The sequence below is a fragment of the Bradyrhizobium roseum genome, from assembly GCF_030413175.1.
GTDB lineage: Bacteria > Pseudomonadota > Alphaproteobacteria > Rhizobiales > Xanthobacteraceae > Bradyrhizobium > Bradyrhizobium roseum.
Window position 1 is genome coordinate 4639909 of record NZ_CP129212.1, and the last position, 20148, is coordinate 4660056.

A 20148-nucleotide genomic window follows, 5' to 3' on the forward strand; every position below is an offset into this window, starting at 1 on the left:
CGGGCGCGCTGCAGGAATTGCTGTCCGTCGAAAGTGAGCGTGACGCCGTTGGAATGCCGGTCGAACAGCTTCCTGCCGAGCTCGGCTTCAAGCGCCTTGATCGACGCGGTCACGGCGGATTGCGTCACATTGAGAGATGCAGCCGCGGCCGAAAGCTGTCCGGCTTCGGCGGTGGCGATGAAGTGGCGGACCTGACGGAAGTCAGAGCCATAAGTAAATCCGATATCAGCGAACATTTTTCGAGTTTTACAATTGCTCGCCGCAACGCAACAAATCAAGCGCTGTTTTCGTGGCGCATGGAGAAAAGGATTCGATGGCTTCCAGTTCAGCCGGAACTACCGCAGCCGGTTCGGCCGCACGCCGAGCGATGCGCGCGCAGCATGCCGGACCCGCGTTCCATGATGGCGCTGTCACTCCCGGCGATATCCCCATAGAAATCGGGCGTTCCTCATCTTTGGAAAGACAAGGCATCCATGCTCACGAACTCCCTGCACAGCAAAGATATCGCCCACCAGATCCATCCCGCGACCAATATGCGGCGTCATGAGCGTGTCGGGCCGATCGTGATCGACCGCGGCTCCGGCATCTACGTCTACGACGACGAGGGACGCGAATATATCGAGGGGCTCGCCGGCCTGTGGAGCGTCGGCGTCGGGTTCGGCGAGAAGCGCCTGGTCGACGCCGCCACGCGGCAGATGTCCAAGCTGCCTTATTATCACATCTTCTCGCACAAGACGCATGAACCTTCGACGCTGCTGGCCGAGAAGCTCGTCTCGCTCGCACCGGAGGGACTGAAGCACGTCTTCTTCACCAATTCCGGCGGCGAAGCCAACGACAGCGCCATCAAGTTCGTCTGGTATTACAACAATGCCCTCGGGCGCCCCGAGAAGAAGAAGTTCATCTCGCGCCAGAACGCCTATCATGGCATCACCATCGCGGCCGGCAGCCTGACCGGACTGCAGGCCAACCAGCGCGGTTTCGATCTGCCGCTGCCGTTCGCCCGGCATGTCTCGGCCCCGCATTATTATCGCAACGGGTTGCCCGGCGAGAGCGAGGACACCTTCATCGAGCGGCTCGCGACCGAGCTTGAGACCCTGATTCTGGACGAAGGACCGGACACGGTCGCCGCCTTCATCGGCGAGCCGCTGATGGGAGCCGGCGGCGTGATCGTGCCGCCGCGGGGCTATTGGAAGCGGATCCAGGAGGTCTGCCGCAAGTACGACGTGCTGGTGATCGCAGATGAAGTCATCAACGGTTTCGGGCGGCTCGGCACCATGTTCGGCTGCGAAAGCCTTGGCATCAAGCCGGACATCCTGGTCTGCTCCAAGCAGATCACCTCGTCCTATCAGCCGCTCGCCGCCGTCCTGATCAGCGACACCATCTACCAGGCGATGGCCGACCAGTCGGACCGGCTCGGCACCTTTGGACACGGCTACACGACGGGCGCCCATCCGGTCGCCACCGCGGTAGCGCTGGAAAACCTCGCGATCATCGAGGAGCGCGGACTGGTCAACAACGCCGCGGAAGTCGGCGCCCATATGCGCGAAGGCCTGGCGCGCTTCGCCAATCATCCGCTGGTCGGCGAGGTCCGCGGCATGGGCCTGATCGCCGCGATCGAACTGGTCGCCGACAAGGCGACCAAGGCCCGCTTCGACCCTGTCGGCAAGGTCGGCATGAGAGTGTTCGAGCGCGCGCATGACCACGGCCTGATCATTCGCGCCATCGGCGACAGCATCGCCTTCTGCCCACCGATGATCATCACCACGGCGCAAGTCGACGAAATGCTGAAGCGATTCGCCGCCACGCTCGAGGATGTCGCGGGCTGGGTCTCCGCCGGCATGCCGGACGCCTGATCGGGAGGCGGCCGGAAATCGAGGCGACAGTGCACTCTGACGCAAAGCTTCATGCGCTGAGCGTCAAGCGCGTCGCCGGCGAGTTGCGCATAATCCCAGGCGATACCCTGGAGCATGATCCGGAAAAGCCGGTACCGGTTTTCCGAAACGATCATGCTCAATCAAGGATATGGAGCGGGATGACGCTTCGAAGAAAAATCATCCCGCTCCGGTGATCCGCCAACCGCCGCGACGTCCCTGTGCCGAGCGCGCGTTTGAGAGGAAGTCGCATCGTACGACGGGATCATGAGCGGGGTGTCCAAGGGCCGGAATCGACCTTGCCCAGGTCGCGCTGTTCTCGCACGGCACCACGGTCGCGACCAACGCCCTGATCACGCGCCGGCTGCCGCGCACCGCCGTGGTGACCACCAAGGGCTTTCGCGACGTCATCGAGATCCGGCGCGCCAACAAGGAAGACCTCTGGGATACCTACAAGGACGTCGTCAAGCCGTATGTGCCGCGGCGCGACCGGCTGACGGTGCCCGAGCGCGTGGATGCCGCCGGCGTCGTGCTCGAACCGGGGGGGCGATGGCGCGGCGGCGCCGGGGTCACCAAGACCTCGCGGATGCTGCAAGCCGAAAAGACCGTGATCTCCTATATCTGCGACCGCGAACGCGCCGTGGTCTGGGGCATCGACGGCGGCCTGCCGTCGATGCCCCACGGCCTGACACTCAAGCGCGCCGGGGCCGCCGCCGAGGAGCGGCTCGGCTCGATCTTCTCCGACGTGCCGATCGGCGAAGGCGACGTGTTCTCGCGTCCGACCGCCGGCGGCGGCGGCTTCGGCGATCCGCTCGAACGCGAGCCCGACCTTGTGATCGAGGATGTCAAGGACGACTACGTCTCGATCGCGCGCGCAGCCAAGGATTATGGCGTGGTGATCACCACCATCGACGCCGAACTCTGCGACTACGCGGTCGACGAGGCCGCAACCGCCGCGCTGCGTGCCACCATCCGGGCCGAGCGCGTCACGAACGCCCGGCTCGATCCGGAGAGCGTGGCGGCGCGCTATCGCGGCGGCGAGCTCGATGCCTTCGACGTCATCCGCCAGCACGCCGTGATTCTCGACTGGGGCAGCGGCAAGCTGCTTCCCGAATCCACGGGCCAGTTTCGCGAGGGATTCGAGCGGCGCTCGGTCGCCATGTGGGGGGCGCGCCGATCGACGCCACCGGGTTGATCCGACGTGCGACGTCAGTAGATCGAGCGTCGGGCGGCGCATCCGTCTCGGAAACATCACAACACCGCCGCCCGGCTGATCGGCTAGTTGATCGTGCCCTTCCGGATCAAGAAACAGCCGAAACTGCGCTTGTCGCCGACTTGCACCACACCGAAGCTGCGTTTCGCGCTGTCATAGAATGCAAAGCGCTCGATTGCCCCGAACGCTATGGGCTGGTCCAAACCACGGTTGATCTCCCGCAGCACCGCGCCGTGAACCTCCGGCGTCTTGTCGGGCTCCCGTGCATCGATCATGACGCGGACCGGAGCCGGTTCCGATGCATCGAGCGGAAAGACGCTGAGAATCGCGCCGATCACCTGCGGCAGGTGCAGGCCGGGCAGCCGGATCAGCCGGCCTGAGACTGACGCGCGAGCAATGCGCTCCGCCGGATGGTTGGCATCGACCACAGCCAGATCGTCGCCGTGCCCCATCGAGGCCATCAGCCAGAGCAGGTCTGGCGTCAGGATCGGATCGATACCCTTCAACATGCGATGGTCTTTCCGCGATCAGACAAGTAAACACCGATGGCGTTGCCGCCGAACACAAGCGATTGCGCTGATACGTCGAGTCCGGCCATCAATTGCTCGGCGGTCGAGATCCAGCGGCGATAGTCCGCGGCGAGATTGACGACCGGCCAGTCGCTGCCCCAGATCAGTCGCTCCGCGCCGAAACAGATCAGGAGGTGTTCGACATAGGGTCGCAGATCGTCGACAGTCCAGTTGGACGGCGCCTCGGTGACAAGGCCGGAGAGTTTGCAGGCGACGTTCGAAAATTGCGCAACGGCGGCGACGTCACTCCGCCATGCCGAATCATCGCCACTTCCAATCGCGGGCTTGGCCGCATGATCGACAACGACACGCAACTGAGGGTGCCGCTCGAGCACGGCAATGAGCCGTCGCAAATGTCGGGGTTTTAGCAGCGCGTCGAAAACCAGTTGATGCGCGGCCATGGCGTCGAACGCGGGCGCAAGCTCCGCGCGCATAAGCCAGTCATCGTCATCCATGTCCTGCACCATCGGCCGCAGACCGACGAGCAGCGGATCGGCGGCCAGTCTTGCGATCGTCGCATCGGCGGCGGGTGCGGCGAACTCGGTCCAGCCGACCACGCCGGCAACGAACGCGGTCTTGTCCGCAAGATCAAGCAGGAAGGCCGTCTCGGCATGCGTCGGTGCAGCCTGCACCAGGATGGTGGCCGCAATTCCATGCGCGGCGAGATGCGGGGCCAGATCTTCGGGGTTGAAGTCGCGATAGATCGCGCCAAGCGCGGGCGTCAGCCACGAATAGTCGCCGCGGGCGATGCGCCAGAAATGTTGATGCGCGTCGATCCGCGGTGTCATGGCTAAGCCGGAACCGGAACATGGGATTCGAGCAGTCCTTCCGCCTTGAGATCGGACCACAGACTCGCTGGAATTTTGCGCGACTGCGAGGCGATATTCCGGCGAACTTCCTGCTCCGACGCTGCCCCCAGCACGATGCTGGAGACAGCGGGATGGGCGAGCGGAAACTGCAGCGCCGCGTCGGCGAGCCTGGTTCCATGCGCGTTACATACCGATTCGATCCGTTCGACGCGGGCCATGATTGCCGGCGGCGCTACGGCATAATTGTAATGCGCCCCCGGCCGCGCGCCGGTGGCGAGAATGCCGGAATTGAACACACCTCCGAGCAGCACGCCCAGTCCCTTGCGCGCAGCGGTGGGCAGAAACCCCTGCAGCGCCGGCTGCTCCAGCAACGAATAGCGCCCTGCCAGCAGCATGACGTCGAAATCGCCGGCCTCAGCGAAGCGCTGACACATCTCGGCTTCGTTGACGCCGACGCCGATGGCTGAAATCACCTTCGCGCTGCGCAGCTGATCGAGCGCACGATAGGCTCCGTCCATCGCCTCCTTGAAACGCTGCTCGATCGCGGCCGCGCCATGCGTCCAGACATCAACGTCATGAATGAGAAGGATATCGATGCGATCGATGCCCAGCCGCAGCAGTGACTGCTCGAACGAACGCATGGTGCCGTCATACGAGTAATCGATGATGGCCGCGTGCGGCAGGCCGCCGACATATCCCGATCGATCGCCCCGCCCTTTCGACGGATCCATCCAGCGGCCCACTTTGGTAGATAACACGAAGCTGTCGCGCGGATGTCCGCGCAGCGCGGTGCCGCAGCGATGTTCAGCCAGGCCGTGCCCATAAAGCGGGGCCGCATCGAACAGGGTAATTCCGGATTCGATTGCCGCCGTTACCGCGCCGATGGCCACGCTCTCATCGAGACGCGCATAGAGGTCACCGATCGGCGCCGCGCCGAACCCGATCGCGCTGACCTTCAGCCCGGTGCGGCCGAGCGGTCGTGTCGGCAAGCGGTTGCCGTCAGCGGTGACCGATATTGTCGTCAAAGCACCATCGCCCTTTGACGTGCCTGCGCCTGGGATCGCGGATCGATCGGCAAACGGGGCAGAGCCATTTCACGTTCGATCCAGGCGGCGAGATGAAAGAGATCGGCCTCGCGACGCGGATGGGCGAGAATCTGGATGCCGATCGGGAGGCCATCTTTTGAGAAGCCTACCGGAATTGAAATCGCCGGGCAGCCGGTCAAAGACCAGATCGCCGTGATCGAGATCCAGTCGAGATAGGTCGAAAGCTTGTGGCCGTCCAATTCGGTCAGGAACAGGGTCTCGACCGGGAACGGCATCGCCTGTGTAGCGGGACAAATCATGAAACGGTGCGTGTCGAGAAAGTCGATGGTGCGGCGGAACAGCTCGGCCCGATATCGTTCCGCAGCGGCCAATGCGGCGCCGGGTTGATGCCGGCCGCGCTCGATATCTTCCATCACCGGCTCGGGAAACTGGCCGCGGTGTTCCGCCATGTACGGGTCCCATGCGGCGAGGAAGCTCGACCCGCGCAACGCCCGAAAGGCGTCCATGGCGCCGGCGACATCGGGTGAATCCGTCGCGACCGTGATGCCGGCGCGTTCGAACAGACGCCTCAGCTCAGCCATGGCGACGCGGATATCGTCGCTAACAGGCAGTTCGCCGAGATCGACCGACATGGCGAGCCGGTCGGGCTTGTGCGGCGATTCCGCCGCATCGAGAAACGGCGGCTCGGAGCTTGGCGAGGTCAGCGGATCGCCCGGATCGAAGCCGACCATGGCATCGAACATGAAGGCGAGGTCAGCGACATCGCGGGCCATCGGGCCTTCCACCGCCATGGTATCGAACGGATTGGCGAGTCGCTTGCGCGGCACCCGGCCCGGCGTCGGACGCAGCCCGGTCACATTGCAGAACGCCGCCGGAATCCGCAGGCTGCCGCCGAGATCATTGCCGTGCGCGAGCCACGCCTCGCCGGTGGCTAGCGCTACCGCCGCACCGCCCGACGATCCGCCGCAGGTGAGACGGATATCGTAGGGATTCCGTGTCGTACCGTGCACAGCGTTGGTCGTCTGGGCGCCGCCGAGTTCGGACAGATTGGACTTGCCGAGCACGATCGCGCCGTTGGATTCCAGCTTTGCGACGGTGCGGTCCGAAACCTCGGCGATCCGCGTCCTGAAAATCGGTGTCCCGCTGGTGGTCCGGACGCCGCCGACGTCGTTGTTGTCCTTGACGACGATCGGCAATCCACCCAGCAGGGTTTTTTGCCCGGCCCGGCGCGCGCTGTCTGCGCTCTGCGCCTGCGCGCGGGCCTGCTCCAGGCACAGCGTCGGCAGCGCATTGACCGCAGGTTCGATGATGGCGATCCGCCGGGCTGCGGCATCGACAAGCTCAACCGACGTCAGCTCGCCGCCGGCAAGCAGCCGGTGCGCGGCCAGCGCGCCGAGCTTGATAAGATCTTCAGACATCGGCGGCCTCGGCATTGGGCGCTGACGCGGGAGCGGCGCAGGAGTTTCGAACCATCAACCGCGGCTCCATCACGGTGGTGGTTCCCGAGCCGAGACGGGTGCCGGCAATGCGCTGGGCCAGCAGATCGAGCGCGGTCTCGCCCATGGCACGAACCGGTTGCGCGACCATGGTCAGACGCGGGGCAACGGCCTCCGCCCAGGAAAGATCGTCGATGCCGATGATCGAAATATCGTCGGGACAATTGAGGCCGAGTTCGGCAGTAGCGCGCAGCACGCCGATCGTCATCAGATTGTTGGTCGTGAAGATCGCGGTCGGCCTTTCGTCGCTGCGCAGCAGCTGAAGCGCGGCTTCATAGGCGGACTGCTCGCGAAAGCCCGCGTCCTTCACCAAAGCGGGGTCGAGCGCAAGGCCGGCCGCAAGCAGCGCTTCGCGATAGCCCTGCAGGCGATCAGCTGCGGTGCGGACCGTCTTCGGGCCATTGATCAGTGCGATACGCCGATGGCCGCAGCCGATCGCGTAAGACGTCGCCTCATAGGCGGCGCGGTGATTGTTGAGCACCACGGCATCATAGCCGAGCCCTTCCATGGCGCGGTCGACCAGCACGACCGGCATTTCGAGCGCGGCGAGCAAGGCCGCACGGTTCATTGAAGCGGTACCCGTCGGCGCCAGGATAAGGCCGTCGATGCGCTGCGAACGCAGCATCCGCAAATGGGTCTCCTCGCGTTCGGTGATCTCGTTCGAATTGCACAGGATGACCGAGAAGCCGCGCGCCGCGGCGGCAAGCTCGATGGCCTCGAACAGCTCAGCGAAAAACGGATTGGTAATGTCCGCAACGATCAGGCCAAGGAGCCCGCTGGAACGCTTGCGCAGGCTCCGCGCGGCAGCATCGGGGGCATAGCCGAGCTTGTCGACCGCAGCGCGTACCCGCGCCAGGAGCTCGGGACTGACCTTGGCCGGATTGTTGAGGACGTTGGAGACGGTGGCCACTGACACGCTTGCGAGATGAGCCACGTCGCGGATGGTCGCCATCAGCGCCTCGTTGAAACGATACAATTCAGGAGATGACATTTCTTCATCGCGGCCAAATTGGCAAGCTAAATATAGAGTTGATGGCCGTATAAATCTATGAAACAGTCAAATTGAAACGATACAATAATTATCGATTTGGCGGGAGGGAGCGTTGGCTCACAGCAGCAGCGCGGGTGCGACAAGGGTGGTCCGGCCATGATGGGATACGCGCTTCGCCGTGTGCTTTCGACCGTGCCGGTCTTCATCTTTGTGGCGCTGTTCGTGTTCTTCCTGCTGCGCATCACGCCCGGCGATCCCGCCATCATGATTGCCGGCGACCAGGCGACCTCGGCGCAGATCGAAACCGTTCGCGAGCAACTCGGGCTAAACCGCCCTCTGGTCGATCAGTTGCTTGCATGGGCAGGCCAGTTGCTGCGCGGTGATCTCGGACGCTCGGTGTTTTCCGATATCCCGGTCAGCCGCCTGATCGGGCAGCGCCTGGAACCGACAGCGATGCTGGCGCTGGTGGCGATCGTGTTTGCGATCGCGATTGCGCTGCCGCTCGGCATGCTGGCTGCGGTGCGAGCCGGCGGCCTTGCCGATCGCGTCGTGATGGCCTTGGCGGTGCTCGGCTTTTCCTCGCCGGTGTTCGTGATCGCATTTCTGCTGGTCTACGTGTTCGCACTCACCCTCGGCTGGTTTCCGACCCAGGGCTACGTGCCGCTGTCGCAAGGCGCCCTTGCCTGCCTGCACAGCCTGATCCTGCCGGGCGCCGCGCTGGCGCTGCTGTATGCCTCGCTGCTGGCGCGCGTGACGCGCGCCAGCCTGCTCGAAGTGCTGTCGGAAGATTACATTCGTACCGCGAACGCCAAGGGGTTGATGCCCGCGCGCATCAACATCCGCCACGCGCTCAGCAATGCCGCGGTCCCGATCGTCACGGTGATCGGTATCGGGATGGCGGCGCTGCTCGGCGGCGTGGTCGTCACCGAAACCGTGTTCAATATTCCAGGACTTGGACGGCTCGCCACCGACGCCATTCAGCGCCGCGACTATCCGGTGGTGCAGGGCCTGATCCTGGTGTTCTCCTCGGTGTATGTGGTGATCAACCTCCTGGTCGACCTCAGCTACGTGCTGTTCGATCCGCGGGTCCGGTACTGATGTCGATGGCAGACACCGTGATCGATACCGCCGCCGCGGCGAGCCATCGCCGCCATGCCGTTCGCAGGATCGCGTCGCTCCTTGCGAAACACCCGGCGATCCTGATCGGGGGCGCCGTGCTGCTGCTGTTCATCGTCATCGCGCTGCTGGCGCCGCTGGTGCTGCCGGACCCGCTACGGCTCAATCCACTGCAGCGTCTGCGCACGCCGAGCCTGCAGGACCCCTTCGGCACCGATCAATTCGGGCGCTCGACGCTGTCGCGGACGCTGAACGGCACGCGGATCTCGCTGACCGTCGGCATTCTCGTGGCAATAGCGACGACTGTCGTCGGTCTTCTGTTCGGTCTGCTGGCAGGCTTTTTGCGGCGGGCCGACAACGTCATCATGCGGTTGATGGACGGTATCATGGCGATCCCCGGCATTCTGCTGGCGATCGCCCTGATGTCGCTGTTCGGCTCCAGCGTCCAGAATGTGGTGGTGGCGATCAGCATCGCCGAAATCCCGCGTATGGCCCGCGTGGTACGCAGCTCGGTGCTGGTGATCCGCGAGCAGCCCTATGTGGAAGCCGCCGTCACCAACGGGACCAAGCTGTCCCGTCTGCTGTGGCGGCACGTGCTGCCCAATATCGCCGCGCCGGTCATCGTGCAGGCGACCTATGTCTTCGCCTCCGCCATGATCGTGGAATCGGTGCTGTCGTTTCTCGGCGCCGGCACGCCGCCGACGATTCCGAGCTGGGGCAACATGCTGGCTGAGGGCCGTCAATATCTGCAGCGCGGGCCGTGGATGATTGCATTCCCGGGCGCCTGCCTCGCGCTGCTGGTGCTCACCGTCAATGTCCTCGGCGACGCCTTGCGCGACGCGCTCGACCCGCGTCTTTCGCGGTCACGGCGCTAGGGGATGGCGATGCAGCAGCCGGTGCTCTCGGTGGAACAGCTCAATGTCTCGGTGCAGACCGCAAACGGCTGGTGCCCGATCGTCCGCGATCTGTCGATCGAGGTGGCGGCCGGCGAAACGCTGTGCCTGGTCGGTGAATCCGGTTGCGGCAAAAGCCTGACGGCGCTTGCGATCATGCGGCTGCTGCCGCGGGGCGCACGCATCGATGGGGGAAGGATTCGTCTTGGCGGAGTCGACCTTGCCGCGCTGGACGAGCCCGCGCTGCGTGACATGCGGGGACGCGACCTCGCGATGATCTTCCAGGAGCCGATGACGTCGCTCAATCCGGTCATGACGATCGGCGAGCAGATCACCGAGGGCATCCAGCGCCATGAAAGCGTGTCGTCCGCCGCGGCACGCGCCCGCGCGCTCGACCTGTTCAACAAGGTGCGGATTCCCGATCCGCAACGCAGGCTTGCCGCCTATCCGCATCAGTTGTCCGGCGGCATGCGCCAGCGCGTGATGATCGCAATGGCGCTGGCCTGCCGGCCCAAATTGTTGCTTGCCGACGAGCCGACGACGGCGCTCGACGTGACCATTCAGGCGCAGATCCTGGAAATGATGGCGGAGTTGCGTGCCGAGATCGGAACCGCGATCGTCTTCATCACCCACGATCTCGGCGTGGTTGCCGAGATCGCCGATCGCGTTGCCGTGCTCTATGCCGGCAGGATCGTCGAGCAGACCGACGTGGTGTCGCTGTTCGACAAGGCCTGCCATCCCTATACGCGCGGCCTGATGCGATCGATCCCGCGGCTGTCACGGCAGGCAGGCGGCGCCGTGGTCGATCGCCTGACCGAGATCAAGGGTACCGTGCCGGCACCGACGATGGTTCCCGCCGGCTGCGCCTTCTCGCCGCGTTGCGGATCGGCAACCAAGCAGTGCGCGGCGGAGCCGTTCGCCCTGCCGCTTGCGCCGTCGCATCTGGTGGCCTGCTGGCATCCGGAGATGGCTGCAAATGCCGGGGGTGCGCGATGACCGCTGTGCTCGAAGTCGATCGGCTCACCAAGCACTTTGCGTTTCGCCGTGGCCTGTTCGGCGGCGAAGGAGCGGTGCGTGCCGTCGATGGCGTGACGTTTTCGCTGGCGCGAGGCGAAACGCTGGCGCTGGTCGGCGAATCCGGCTGCGGCAAGTCCACCGTGGCCCGGCTGGTGCTTCGGCTGGCTGATCCGACGTCAGGCACCATCCGCCTGAACGGTGAAGATGTCACGCACATGGCAGGTGAAAGCCTGCGGCAGGCTCGCCGCCATGTGCAACTGGTGTTTCAGGACCCGTCCGCTTCGCTCAACCCGCGCATGACGGCGCGCCAGATCGTCGCCGAGCCCCTGATCAATTACGGCGCGGTCGACGACGCTGCGTTCGGCCGCCGGATCGAAGCGCTATTCGACTCCGTTGGGCTGGCGCGACATCAGTGGGACCGCTTTCCGCATGAATTCTCAGGCGGCCAGCGACAGCGCCTCGGCATCGCGCGCGCATTGGCGCTCAATCCTGCGGTGCTGGTAGCGGATGAGCCGGTCGCGGCACTCGACGTTTCGATCCAGGCGCAAATCCTCAATCTGCTCGCCGATCTCAAGCGTGACCTCGGGCTGGCCTACCTGTTCATCAGCCACGACCTGAGTGTCGTGGAATTCATCAGCACGACGGTCGCGGTCATGTATCTCGGCACCATCGTCGAAATCGCCTCCCGCGATGCGTTCTTCAAAAATCCGCGGCATCCCTATGCGCGCGCCCTGCTCGACTCCGTTCCGGTCACCCATCCGAGCCGGCGCGGCCGGCGTGCGTTGTTGCAGGGAGAGATTCCAAGCGCCAGCGCGCTGCCGTCCGGGTGCCGGTTTCGAACGCGGTGCCCGATGGCGACGGCGATCTGTGCCGAACGGCCGCCGCCGCTGGAGGAGAAAGCCAGCGGTCATCAGGTGGCCTGCCACCATGTCGACCAACAGACGTCCGCAGCAGCCTATCAATGAAAACGACAAAATCGTGTGAGGGGAGAAACCAATATGAACAGAACTCTGGGAGTCATCATCGCAGCGGCACTGGCCGTCACGGCCGTGCCGGCCTCGGCACAAACCACCCTGAAGGTACGGCCGTTCGGTGATCTCAAGACCATCGATCCGATGGTGACGTCGGATTACATGGTCCGCAATCACGGCTACATGATCTACGACACGCTGTTTGCTCAGGATGAGAAAGGCACCATCAAACCGCAGATGGTACAAAGTTTCGCCACCACGCCGGACGGCCTGACCTGGACATTCGTGCTGCGCGACAATCTGAAATTCCATGACGGTGCGGCCGTCACCGCCGCCGACGTCGTCGCCTCGCTCAGGCGCTGGGGCCAACTGGATGGCCTCGGCCAGCAATTGACCGCGCACACGGCCTCACTGGAGGCCGTCGACGCCAAGACCGTCAAGCTCACCCTTCGGGATCGCTGGGGACTGGTGCTGGAGGCGCTCGGCAAGCCGAGTTCGATGGTGCCGTTCATCATGCCCGAGCGGATTGCCAAAACGCCGACCAACGAGGCGGTCAAGGATCCGACCGGCTCCGGCCCGTTCATGATGAAGCGTGACGAGTGGTCACCGGGTTCGAAAGTGGTCTACGTCAAAGCGCCGACCTACGCGCCGCGCCAAGATCCGCCGAGCGGCCTCGCCGGTGGCAAGGTGGCAAATGTCGATCGCGTCGAATGGGTGATCATCCCCGACGCGCAAACCGCGCTCAATGCGCTGCAAGCCGGCGAAATCGACATCTTCGAAGAGATTCCGCCTGATATGATGACGCTGCTGAAAGGTAATGCCAAGGTGGGTATCGCCAGGCTTGCCGCGTTGCAGGGCGTGATGCGTCTCAACCAGGCGATCCCCCCGTTCAACAATGCCAAACTGCGCCAGGCCATGCTCCATCTGGTGGATCAGGAGCAGACGCTGCGCGCCTATGTCGACGACGCCTCGCTCTACACCAACTGCCCCTCGTTCTACATGTGCGATTCGCCTTACTTCACCGACGCCGGCTGGCCAAAGCCAGACGTGGCCAAGGCGAAGCAACTGGTGAAGGAAAGCGGCTACGACGGGTCGCCGATCGTGCTGCTCGATGCCACCGAAACCGCGCTGCATCCGCAGACGCTCGTGGTGGCGCAGGCGATGCGCGATATCGGGCTGAAGGTCGACTATCAGGCGATGGACTGGCCGACGCTGTCGACGCGGCGCGCCAGCAAGAATCCCGTCGCGCAAGGCGGCTGGTCCGCCTTCATGTCAGGGCCCGCGGCGCCGGATATGTTCGAGCCGGTCGGCCATCTGGCGTTGCGTTCGAACTGCGAAAAGGCCTGGTTCGGCTGGCCGTGCGACGAAACCATCGAGAAGCTGCGGGCGGAATTCACGATGATTCCGGATCTCGAGGGCCGAAAGGCCAATGCGCGTGCGATCCAGCAGCGGGCCCTCGAAACCGTGCCCTACGTCCCGGTCGGACAGTTTTATCTGGTCCGGGGCTACCGCAAGGACCTCACCGGATTGCTCAGTGCGGGCGTCCCGGTCTACTGGAGCGTCGGCCGCGGGAAGTGATCGGTGGGCACGTCATGTTCGCCGGGCCGAGAGAGGGCAAAACGAACAGGGCTCGACGCCCTGCCCGTCCAAGCCTTCAATGTCGGGAGATTTCCATTGCTGCGCAAAGGCGCGTCGGCCCCTGCGCGGCTGGTCGCTTTCGTTTCGCGTAGTTCGCTGAAAACGACATTGAGGCGGCACCAAGGGATTCTGGCACCGCTCGCCAGAAGGCTGTTGAAGATGAGGAATAGCGGCCCGCGACTTTCCGATCGAGAATGGATCGAATCGTTGCGCGACGGAGGCTTCTATCTCGAGCGACGCTTACGATTGCGACGACACCCTGCGGCGCCATCCCGCAGGTCATGTCAATACGCTCGCAGCGCTTAGAAGCAACCGCCTCCGATACAGACGTTCTTTGCCAGCAAAATAACGCGCTTGATCGTGTTGTAGCGACAGCGCGCGTACCGATGGTGACAAATCTTGGATGGACGCGCGGAGTGTCAGATCGGATCGTCGACGATCAAATGTGGCTTGCCCTGCGAACAAGATTCGACACGCGCCCTGATACGAAAGGTGGCGGCAAGGTTTTCCGGCGTCAGAACATCGATCGCCGCACCGAAATCGTACAACGTCCCGCCGGAGAGGATCGCAACCTTGTCCGCGAATTTCAGCGCCAAGTCGAGATGATGCATCGCGATCAGCACGAGCATGCCGCCGTCGTGCGCAAGGTTGCGTACCTGCCGCATCGCTTCCAACTGGCGGTGCATGTCCAGCGCGCTGGTCGGCTCGTCCAGGAGCAGCACCTCCGGCTCGCGCACGAGACATTGGGCAAGCCCGACAAGCTGACGTTGTCCACCGCTCAGCTCGGAAAGGATTTCACTGGCCAGATCGCTCATATCGAGTTGCGCCAGCGCCTGGTCAACCGCCGACAGATCAGATTTCTCCAGACGCCAGCCGCTTACTTGTTTGCGTGCAAGCAGGACGGATTCGAACACGGTCAAGGCCGCGCTTGCGGTTTGGTCCTGAGGCATGTAGGCGATGGCGAGATTCCTGTCGCGCGCCCCTTCCAGCCGGCACTCGCCCGGACCCGGAAGAATGGCTGCCAGACGGCGGAACAGCGTCGACTTTCCCGCGGCATTCGGTCCAATGACGGCCACTACCTCACCGCCATGACAGGGGGGAATCGTCACATCACGCAGCACCTCGCGTGATCCAAAGCGGGCGCCAAGGCGATGCGTGCTGAGCACTACCATATGTCTCTTCCGCTCTTCAGGATCAAATACAGGAAAACCGGCAATCCAATTGCCGAGGTGACGATGCCGATCGGCAGGACGGCGCCGGGTACCACGACCTTGGTCAGGATCGAACTCAACGACATGATCAGCGCACCGGTCAGCGCACTCGCGGGCAGCAGGAACCGCTGGTCTTCGCCGACCATCATGCGGGCGATGTGCGGACCGACGAGACCGATGAAGCCGATCGTGCCCACGAACGCGACCGGGATCGCCGACAGCAGGGAGACCAGGATCAAGGTTTCGAGCCGCAGGCGACGCACGGGAATACCAAAGCTCGCCGCCCGCGCCTCGCCGAGACGCAGGGCCGTCAACTGCCAACGGCGGCGCAGAAAGACCGGCAGGGTTGCGCCCACGACGAGCGCAGTGATGGCAAGCTTGGGCCAATTTGCCTTGGTCAGGCTGCCCATGGTCCAGAACACGATGGCCGCGACCGCTTGTTCGGCCGCGAAATACTGGGTGATGGCGAGTGCCGTATTGAAGCTGAAAACCAGCGCGATGCCCAAAAGCACGATCATCTGGATCGAGGCACCGCGCCGAAGGCTGGCCAGATGGATCAGGACGGCGGTCGCCATCGCTACGACGAAAGCATTGCCCGCGACGATGTAGTCGCCTGCCATGGGAAGCAGCGCGACACCAAAGGCGAGCGCCAGGGCCGCACCGAAGCTTGCACCTGCGGAGATGCCCAGCGTGAACGGGCTCGCCAGCGGATTGTTCAGGATCGTCTGCATCTGGGCGCCGGCGATGGCAAGCGCAACGCCGACCACGACGCCCATCAGGGCCGACGGCATCCGGATCGACCAGACAATGACGCGCATCTGCGGATCCGCCTCTGCCGGCAGAACAAGTGTGCGCACAACGTCTCCAAACCCATAGCTGGCCGGTCCAGTCGAAAGGTCGCCGAGCAGCGCGACGCAAACTCCGATCGTCAGCACGACCACAACGATCCAGCGCCTGGCGGTGAGCGCTCGGTAGGCGTCGCGTCCGGCCAGGGACAGTGCTTCAGTTTGGAGATTTGTCATCGTTGGCTGCTAGAAAGGCTGGTGCTGTAGCCGGATCGGTACTCGATCGGCAGGAAGCGCCGATGGTATTCGGCAAAGGTTGCATCGGGATCCAGATCGGCAAACAGATCAGGGTGCAGCCACTTCGCCAATTGCTGGACCGCAACGAATTCGTAGGGGCTATTGTAGAACTGGTGCCAGATGCCGTGAAAACTCCGCGTCTTCTTTGCCGCGATACCGGTATAGGCATCGCGGGTGGTGAACCACTCGAGCTTCTTGCGCGTCAGGCGAGGATCTGCCCCCGGTCCGAGCGGTATCCAGCGGCCCCCGGGCACATAGGCTTGCCAGTCTGCGCTGGTAACCACCACATGCTCAGGATCGGCAACGATGACCTGTTCGGGACTGATCTGTCCGAAGGTCGAAGGGATGATGCTGCTTGCGATATTCTGGCCACCTGCGAGTTCGACATATCTGCCAAAATTCTCTGCGCCGAACGACAGGCAGCAATCTTGCGAGTAGCCTCCGATCCGTTCGATGAACACCTTGGGGCGCTTCGGTTGTTTGGCGGCGAGCACGTCGCTCACCGCCGCCATGGCCTGGCGGCGGAACGCGATGATCTCTTCCGCACGCGCCTCGCGCCCCATGATCTTGCCGAGCAGCCTGATGGTCGGCTCGGTGTTCTCCAGAGGATGGTGGCGAAAATCGACGTAGACGACCGGTATGCTGAGCGCCGCGAGCTTCTCGATGTAGTTGGCTTCCTTGTTGGCCTGCATGGCTTCCAGATTAAGCAGCACCACGTCGGGCTTCTGGATGATCGCCGACTCGATATCGATCAAACTGTCCTCCTGGCCCTTGAAGGAAGGAAGTTTCTCCAACTGGGGAAAAGCCTTGAGATATTGCGCATAAGTGGCCGGGTCGGCCGCGATCAGATCGGTACGCCAGGCGACCACATGTGCCAGCGGATCCCTGGGCTCCAGCGATGCAATGAGATAGAGCTGCCGACCTTCGCCCAAAAGCATGCGCTTGACGGGTGCGTTGAGGATCACCTGACGGCCCGCAAGGTCCGTAAGGATAAGCGGCGCCTGCGTCTGTGCAGGTCCAGGTTCGCCGGCACATGCGGCTATTGGAAACAAGACGGTCAGAACAAGCGTCATCATCGCGGCATTCAGCAGCGAACGGCGATCCTTCATCGTTGACCTCTCTTTTGAGTTGAGCGCGCCGCTTTGAACCATATGCCGAGGGCCGACAAGAATGATAAGGCATAAAGCGCGGCGACCAGCGGGAAAGCAGCACCGACACCGAAGAGCTGGGTGACCGCGACGCCGGCAATGATGCCGCTCGCGGAAGCAGCCTGCTGGGAGGCTTGCGCAAGGCCCAGGACCGCACCTTGCCGATCATTGGCCGCGGTGACCGAAATGAGCGCGAGAAGAACTGGCGTCGTTCCTCCAAGAAGTACGCCCCAGATAAAATACAGAAACGCGAATACGGCAACGGAGCCCGTGCTTCCCGCCAGATGCGTGACCAGAGCGCACGCGGCCGAAATAAGCACATTGCCGCCCAGCACATAGGTTGGCGTTCTGTTCTCGAAGAGCCGCGCCCATAGCGGCGCGGCCACGACAAAGCCGCATGCCAGCAGTCCGTAAGTGAGGCCAGCCACCCAGTGCCGGGCGCCAAATATCTCGGTCATGTACAGCGCGAACGGAACCTGCAGGACCATGCGGCTGGCAAGCAGCATGCCCATCAGGACAAGAAGAGCTGCAAGCGGAACACCAGTCGACGCCGAAGGCTTTGCGGTACCCGCGCTTCCGGAACTGGCGGCAATAATTCCTGGCGGCGGAACGGGAAGGCTCAACCAGGCAACGGCAGCGCACAGCGCGCAGACTACACCGGCGGTCAGATTTATTGCGGCAAATGGCAAGCTATCGAGGATCAGCCCGCCCAGGAAGGCGCCGCCCAGCGAGCCCACATTGGTCGCAACCTGAAGCCAGGCGAACAGGCTGGCGCGGTCTTTCCCGCCGGTAACCTGCACGCCATAGGCCTGCGCTGGGGCGATGTAGCCGGCGCAGGCGCCCTGCAAGAAACGCAGCACCATGATCGTCCAGACATCCTGTGCAACGGCAACAAGCAACTGCGTGATGGCGAGGCCGCCGAGCGCCCGAACCATCATCAGCCGATTGCCATAGCGATCGCCCATTCGCCCCCAGAAGGCGCTGGTCAGCGACATGCCGATCATCGGGCCAACGTAGACGCCGATGCCTGCCAGCCCAAAGACACTGTCGGAAGGGCTCAGCAGCCTGATCTGGATCGGCCAGAATGGACCGCTCATTTCCATGGCGCCCATGGAAATGAATTGCAGCCCGAACAGCGTAACGAAAACCGGTCCGAAGCCGCGAACCGCGGCAGAAGCGCTGGTCATTCCGCTCCCGCCATTGGATTTGGCAATTCGTGCTCAAGGCGATAGTCGCGATACCGCTCCAGATGCATCCGCAGCACCGAGCGGGTCGGCCACGGCTTCTCGAGAAATGCCCTGCGCTCCTCCAGCCAGAACGCGTCCGAAAGCATGCGCGGCCTCAGGGCATCAAACACTGCCTCGGTCTCTTTCCGCAGGATGTGCCAAAGTCTTGTGCCCGGCAGCGCATATTGTTCGTGAAGGCACAGCGCGATCTCATGAAGGTGGCAGAAGAAACAGGCGTCGATGACGAATGAGCGCACGGGAGTGATATCGTCGTCAAATGTGGTAGGCAATATCCCCACGCGGCTGAAGGGCTCGAGGTGGTGTCCGCGTTCCCTGAACAACGGCGCAAAGCTGCGACCATCGCCGAAGTCACGGATCAACAATTTTCGCGGGCAACCGGCTTCATCGAACAGGATCGTGCTGTTCTGCTGATGCGCCTCAAAGGCTATTCCGTAAAGCAGGTACATGGCGAGCGTCGGCCCGATGACCGTTGCAGCATAGGCGCGAAAGAACGACGATACGGCCGCGGCGCTTTCATCGCCACGTCTCGCAATCAGTTCACAAATGAGCGGGCGGCCGTCGATCGGGCTTGCCGTCAAGAGTGCGGCGACGGTGACCGGCAACAGCCCGTCATTTCGTGCCAAGGCGTCGGAGTTGCGGTAGACGACCGAAAGAAAGCGCCCCGGGTGCTCATCACCCGTTACCGGGTCGTGCAGGATGGCGCCCAGCTCTTCGGTGAAGATCTCCAGGGTCTCGGCGAGACCTCTCTCTTTTGAAAGAATATTCGCAATCAGGGTGCTGAGGCGCGGCCCCATGTGGATCGACTTGGCCTGCAGCGTACGCTGTTCGCTGGTCATCCAGATCGCGACCGGCAGTTTGATGAAGGGCCTCGATTCCCTTGTATCCGGCAGCATCGTGCGGAACGACATGGCGGGCAGCGTCACGACCTCCGGACCGTCAGGGTCGAAAACGCCGGAAGCGATCTCGGATGCGAATTCACGGCGAACGAAATTTTCGAGGTGCCAGATATGAACAGGAAGCGGAAGCCAGTGCTCGGGAGACTTTCCACGCTTATTCAAGCCGTCGGCCCAATCGCGCCAGAGTTCGGGGAATTTCTGCGCGAACCATTCCAAATAGCTGCCGACATGCGGCATCTTCTCCACATAGGCCCACTCCTTGCGCAGCGCCGCGACGCGAACGGACACGCGAGCACCGAACTCCGGCGACAGCGCAGCGACCTCCTCCGCCGACAGGTTGGGTTTGGCCTTCCATGTCGGATAGAAGGGATGACCTTCCAGCGCACCCCACTGATCGAGGGCCATGGCCGCCAGATGCTTCGGCAGGCTGTTTTCCAGATATGCGAGGAACCCCGTCGCACCCGCCTCTGTCACTTTCCCCCGCAACTCGGCGCTCCAGCGCTCCCGGTGAGCACGTGCCAGCACGTCGTTGCGCATGCTGCCCTCGACGTCGCACATGAGATGCCGGACGCCATCCGGTGCGGGCGTGATGGCGAGGACGGGCGCGACCTGATCGATAAACTCGGACGGATCATCGATCCGGAGCCGAGTGCCGGTTTCATCGAGTATCTCGACAGAGCCGCGATTTTGAAATGTTCTGGCCGGCGCGCGACGCAGGTCACTGAAATACAGAACCCGGCGCGACTGCCAAAGCGGAAGCCATGCCTGGTTGCCCTCGCGCGCCCACAACAGTGCATCCGATTGAAGAAGCCGCTCGGCAAACAGGCAGCGGACCAACCGGTTGAGTGCGTTGCGCGACGCGGCCGACCGAAGGCGCTCGCCATGTGCCTCAGCTTCGGCATCTGCCGTCGAAGACATCCTCTGCTCCATAACG

General features: G+C 63.4%; 16 protein-coding genes and 2 pseudogenes. 7 read left to right on the forward strand and 11 right to left on the reverse strand.

All coding sequences use genetic code 11. The features are described 5' to 3' along the window. Window positions 1-80 precede the first annotated feature (80 nt). A pseudogene (locus tag QUH67_RS35005) lies at window positions 81-236 on the reverse strand (LysR family transcriptional regulator); the annotation flags it as partial. A 237-nt stretch (window positions 237-473) separates the two neighbouring features. Between QUH67_RS35005 and QUH67_RS22190 the strand changes: the two are divergent. Together QUH67_RS22190 and QUH67_RS22195 are read left to right on the forward strand one after the other, a co-directional pair. After that, entirely contained in the window at window positions 474-1853 is a 1380-nt protein-coding gene (locus QUH67_RS22190) for an aspartate aminotransferase family protein (protein WP_300941232.1), read from the forward strand. Between the two features lie 282 nt (window positions 1854-2135). Further along, window positions 2136-3066: pseudogene (locus QUH67_RS22195) on the forward strand (hydantoinase/oxoprolinase N-terminal domain-containing protein); the annotation flags it as partial. 83 nt (window positions 3067-3149) lie between these two features. Here QUH67_RS22195 and QUH67_RS22200 read toward each other — a convergent pair. The 5 genes from QUH67_RS22200 to QUH67_RS22220 are packed head-to-tail and all read right to left on the reverse strand — an operon-like array spanning window position 3150 to window position 7995. Then, window positions 3150-3593 (reverse strand): RbsD/FucU family protein, encoded by a 444-nt coding sequence (locus tag QUH67_RS22200; protein WP_300941234.1) that lies wholly within the window; start codon window positions 3591-3593, stop codon window positions 3150-3152. After that, the gene (locus QUH67_RS22205; RefSeq protein WP_300941235.1) at window positions 3587-4441 is read right to left on the reverse strand and encodes an amidohydrolase family protein; all 855 of its coding nucleotides are present in this window, start codon (window positions 4439-4441) and stop codon (window positions 3587-3589) included. Before QUH67_RS22205 ends, QUH67_RS22200 begins: the two co-directional genes overlap by 7 nt. Window positions 4442-4443: 2 nt before the next feature. After that, window positions 4444-5487 carry an aldo/keto reductase gene (locus tag QUH67_RS22210; RefSeq protein ID WP_300941237.1) on the reverse strand — a complete coding sequence of 348 codons (1044 nt, stop codon included), beginning with the start codon at window positions 5485-5487 and terminating at the stop codon, window positions 4444-4446. Continuing rightward, window positions 5484-6926: an amidase gene (locus QUH67_RS22215; RefSeq protein ID WP_300941239.1), complete on the reverse strand. Its 1443-nt coding sequence runs from the start codon at window positions 6924-6926 to the stop codon at window positions 5484-5486. The genes QUH67_RS22210 and QUH67_RS22215 overlap by 4 nt, the downstream gene beginning before the upstream one ends. Then, a complete protein-coding gene (locus QUH67_RS22220) occupies window positions 6919-7995 on the reverse strand; it encodes a LacI family DNA-binding transcriptional regulator (protein WP_300941240.1) in 1077 nt (358 codons plus the stop codon). The genes QUH67_RS22215 and QUH67_RS22220 overlap by 8 nt, the downstream gene beginning before the upstream one ends. Before the next feature lie 156 nt (window positions 7996-8151). Between QUH67_RS22220 and QUH67_RS22225 the strand changes: the two genes are divergently transcribed. Genes QUH67_RS22225 through QUH67_RS22245 form a run of 5 tightly spaced genes read left to right on the forward strand, consistent with a single transcriptional unit; the run spans window position 8152 to window position 13570 of the window. Beyond that, on the forward strand, window positions 8152-9093 hold the full coding sequence (locus QUH67_RS22225) for an ABC transporter permease (RefSeq protein WP_300941242.1): 942 nt from the start codon (window positions 8152-8154) through the stop codon (window positions 9091-9093). After that, on the forward strand, window positions 9093-9986 hold the full coding sequence (locus QUH67_RS22230; RefSeq protein WP_300941243.1) for an ABC transporter permease: 894 nt from the start codon (window positions 9093-9095) through the stop codon (window positions 9984-9986). Before QUH67_RS22225 ends, QUH67_RS22230 begins: the two co-directional genes overlap by 1 nt. A 9-nt stretch (window positions 9987-9995) precedes the next feature. Beyond that, window positions 9996-11000, forward strand: a complete 1005-nt coding sequence (locus tag QUH67_RS22235) for an ABC transporter ATP-binding protein (protein ID WP_300941244.1) — start codon at window positions 9996-9998, stop codon at window positions 10998-11000. Further along, window positions 10997-11986, forward strand: coding sequence for an ABC transporter ATP-binding protein (locus QUH67_RS22240; RefSeq protein ID WP_300941246.1), 990 nt, complete (start codon window positions 10997-10999; stop codon window positions 11984-11986). Before QUH67_RS22235 ends, QUH67_RS22240 begins: the two co-directional genes overlap by 4 nt. A gap of 33 nt (window positions 11987-12019) precedes the next feature. Beyond that, window positions 12020-13570: an ABC transporter substrate-binding protein gene (locus QUH67_RS22245; RefSeq protein ID WP_300941248.1), complete on the forward strand. Its 1551-nt coding sequence runs from the start codon at window positions 12020-12022 to the stop codon at window positions 13568-13570. Window positions 13571-14049: 479 nt separating this feature from the next. Here the strand turns inward: QUH67_RS22245 and QUH67_RS22250 are convergent, their stop codons facing one another. From QUH67_RS22250 to QUH67_RS22270, 5 genes are read right to left on the reverse strand one after another with little or no spacing between them, the layout of a single operon-like run. Further along, entirely contained in the window at window positions 14050-14802 is a 753-nt protein-coding gene (locus tag QUH67_RS22250) for an ABC transporter ATP-binding protein (RefSeq protein ID WP_300941250.1), read from the reverse strand. Next, window positions 14796-15863 (reverse strand): FecCD family ABC transporter permease, encoded by a 1068-nt coding sequence (locus QUH67_RS22255; protein WP_300941252.1) that lies wholly within the window; start codon window positions 15861-15863, stop codon window positions 14796-14798. Before QUH67_RS22255 ends, QUH67_RS22250 begins: the two co-directional genes overlap by 7 nt. Beyond that, complete coding sequence (locus tag QUH67_RS22260) at window positions 15860-17032, reverse strand: ABC transporter substrate-binding protein (RefSeq protein WP_300941254.1); 1173 nt, start codon at window positions 17030-17032, stop codon at window positions 15860-15862. The genes QUH67_RS22255 and QUH67_RS22260 overlap by 4 nt, the downstream gene beginning before the upstream one ends. Further along, window positions 17029-18258 carry an MFS transporter gene (locus tag QUH67_RS22265; protein ID WP_300941256.1) on the reverse strand — a complete coding sequence of 410 codons (1230 nt, stop codon included), beginning with the start codon at window positions 18256-18258 and terminating at the stop codon, window positions 17029-17031. The genes QUH67_RS22260 and QUH67_RS22265 overlap by 4 nt, the downstream gene beginning before the upstream one ends. Beyond that, complete coding sequence (locus QUH67_RS22270) at window positions 18255-20144, reverse strand: IucA/IucC family protein (protein ID WP_407080340.1); 1890 nt, start codon at window positions 20142-20144, stop codon at window positions 18255-18257. Before QUH67_RS22270 ends, QUH67_RS22265 begins: the two co-directional genes overlap by 4 nt. Window positions 20145-20148 lie beyond the last annotated feature (4 nt).

Coding starts and splice junctions, on each gene's coding strand:
- QUH67_RS22205 (WP_300941235.1), bottom strand. CDS start 4,441: ATGACACCGCGGATCGACGCGCATCAACATTTCTGGCGCATCGCCCGC.
- QUH67_RS22200 (WP_300941234.1), bottom strand. CDS start 3,593: ATGTTGAAGGGTATCGATCCGATCCTGACGCCAGACCTGCTCTGGCTG.
- QUH67_RS22220 (WP_300941240.1), bottom strand. CDS start 7,995: ATGTCATCTCCTGAATTGTATCGTTTCAACGAGGCGCTGATGGCGACC.
- QUH67_RS22230 (WP_300941243.1), top strand. CDS start 9,093: ATGTCGATGGCAGACACCGTGATCGATACCGCCGCCGCGGCGAGCCAT.
- QUH67_RS22245 (WP_300941248.1), top strand. CDS start 12,020: ATGAACAGAACTCTGGGAGTCATCATCGCAGCGGCACTGGCCGTCACG.
- QUH67_RS22240 (WP_300941246.1), top strand. CDS start 10,997: ATGACCGCTGTGCTCGAAGTCGATCGGCTCACCAAGCACTTTGCGTTT.
- QUH67_RS22190 (WP_300941232.1), top strand. CDS start 474: ATGCTCACGAACTCCCTGCACAGCAAAGATATCGCCCACCAGATCCAT.
- QUH67_RS22250 (WP_300941250.1), bottom strand. CDS start 14,802: ATGGTAGTGCTCAGCACGCATCGCCTTGGCGCCCGCTTTGGATCACGC.
- QUH67_RS22225 (WP_300941242.1), top strand. CDS start 8,152: ATGATGGGATACGCGCTTCGCCGTGTGCTTTCGACCGTGCCGGTCTTC.
- QUH67_RS22260 (WP_300941254.1), bottom strand. CDS start 17,032: ATGAAGGATCGCCGTTCGCTGCTGAATGCCGCGATGATGACGCTTGTT.
- QUH67_RS22235 (WP_300941244.1), top strand. CDS start 9,996: ATGCAGCAGCCGGTGCTCTCGGTGGAACAGCTCAATGTCTCGGTGCAG.
- QUH67_RS22215 (WP_300941239.1), bottom strand. CDS start 6,926: ATGTCTGAAGATCTTATCAAGCTCGGCGCGCTGGCCGCGCACCGGCTG.
- QUH67_RS22255 (WP_300941252.1), bottom strand. CDS start 15,863: ATGACAAATCTCCAAACTGAAGCACTGTCCCTGGCCGGACGCGACGCC.
- QUH67_RS22270 (WP_407080340.1), bottom strand. CDS start 20,144: ATGGAGCAGAGGATGTCTTCGACGGCAGATGCCGAAGCTGAGGCACAT.
- QUH67_RS22265 (WP_300941256.1), bottom strand. CDS start 18,258: ATGACCAGCGCTTCTGCCGCGGTTCGCGGCTTCGGACCGGTTTTCGTT.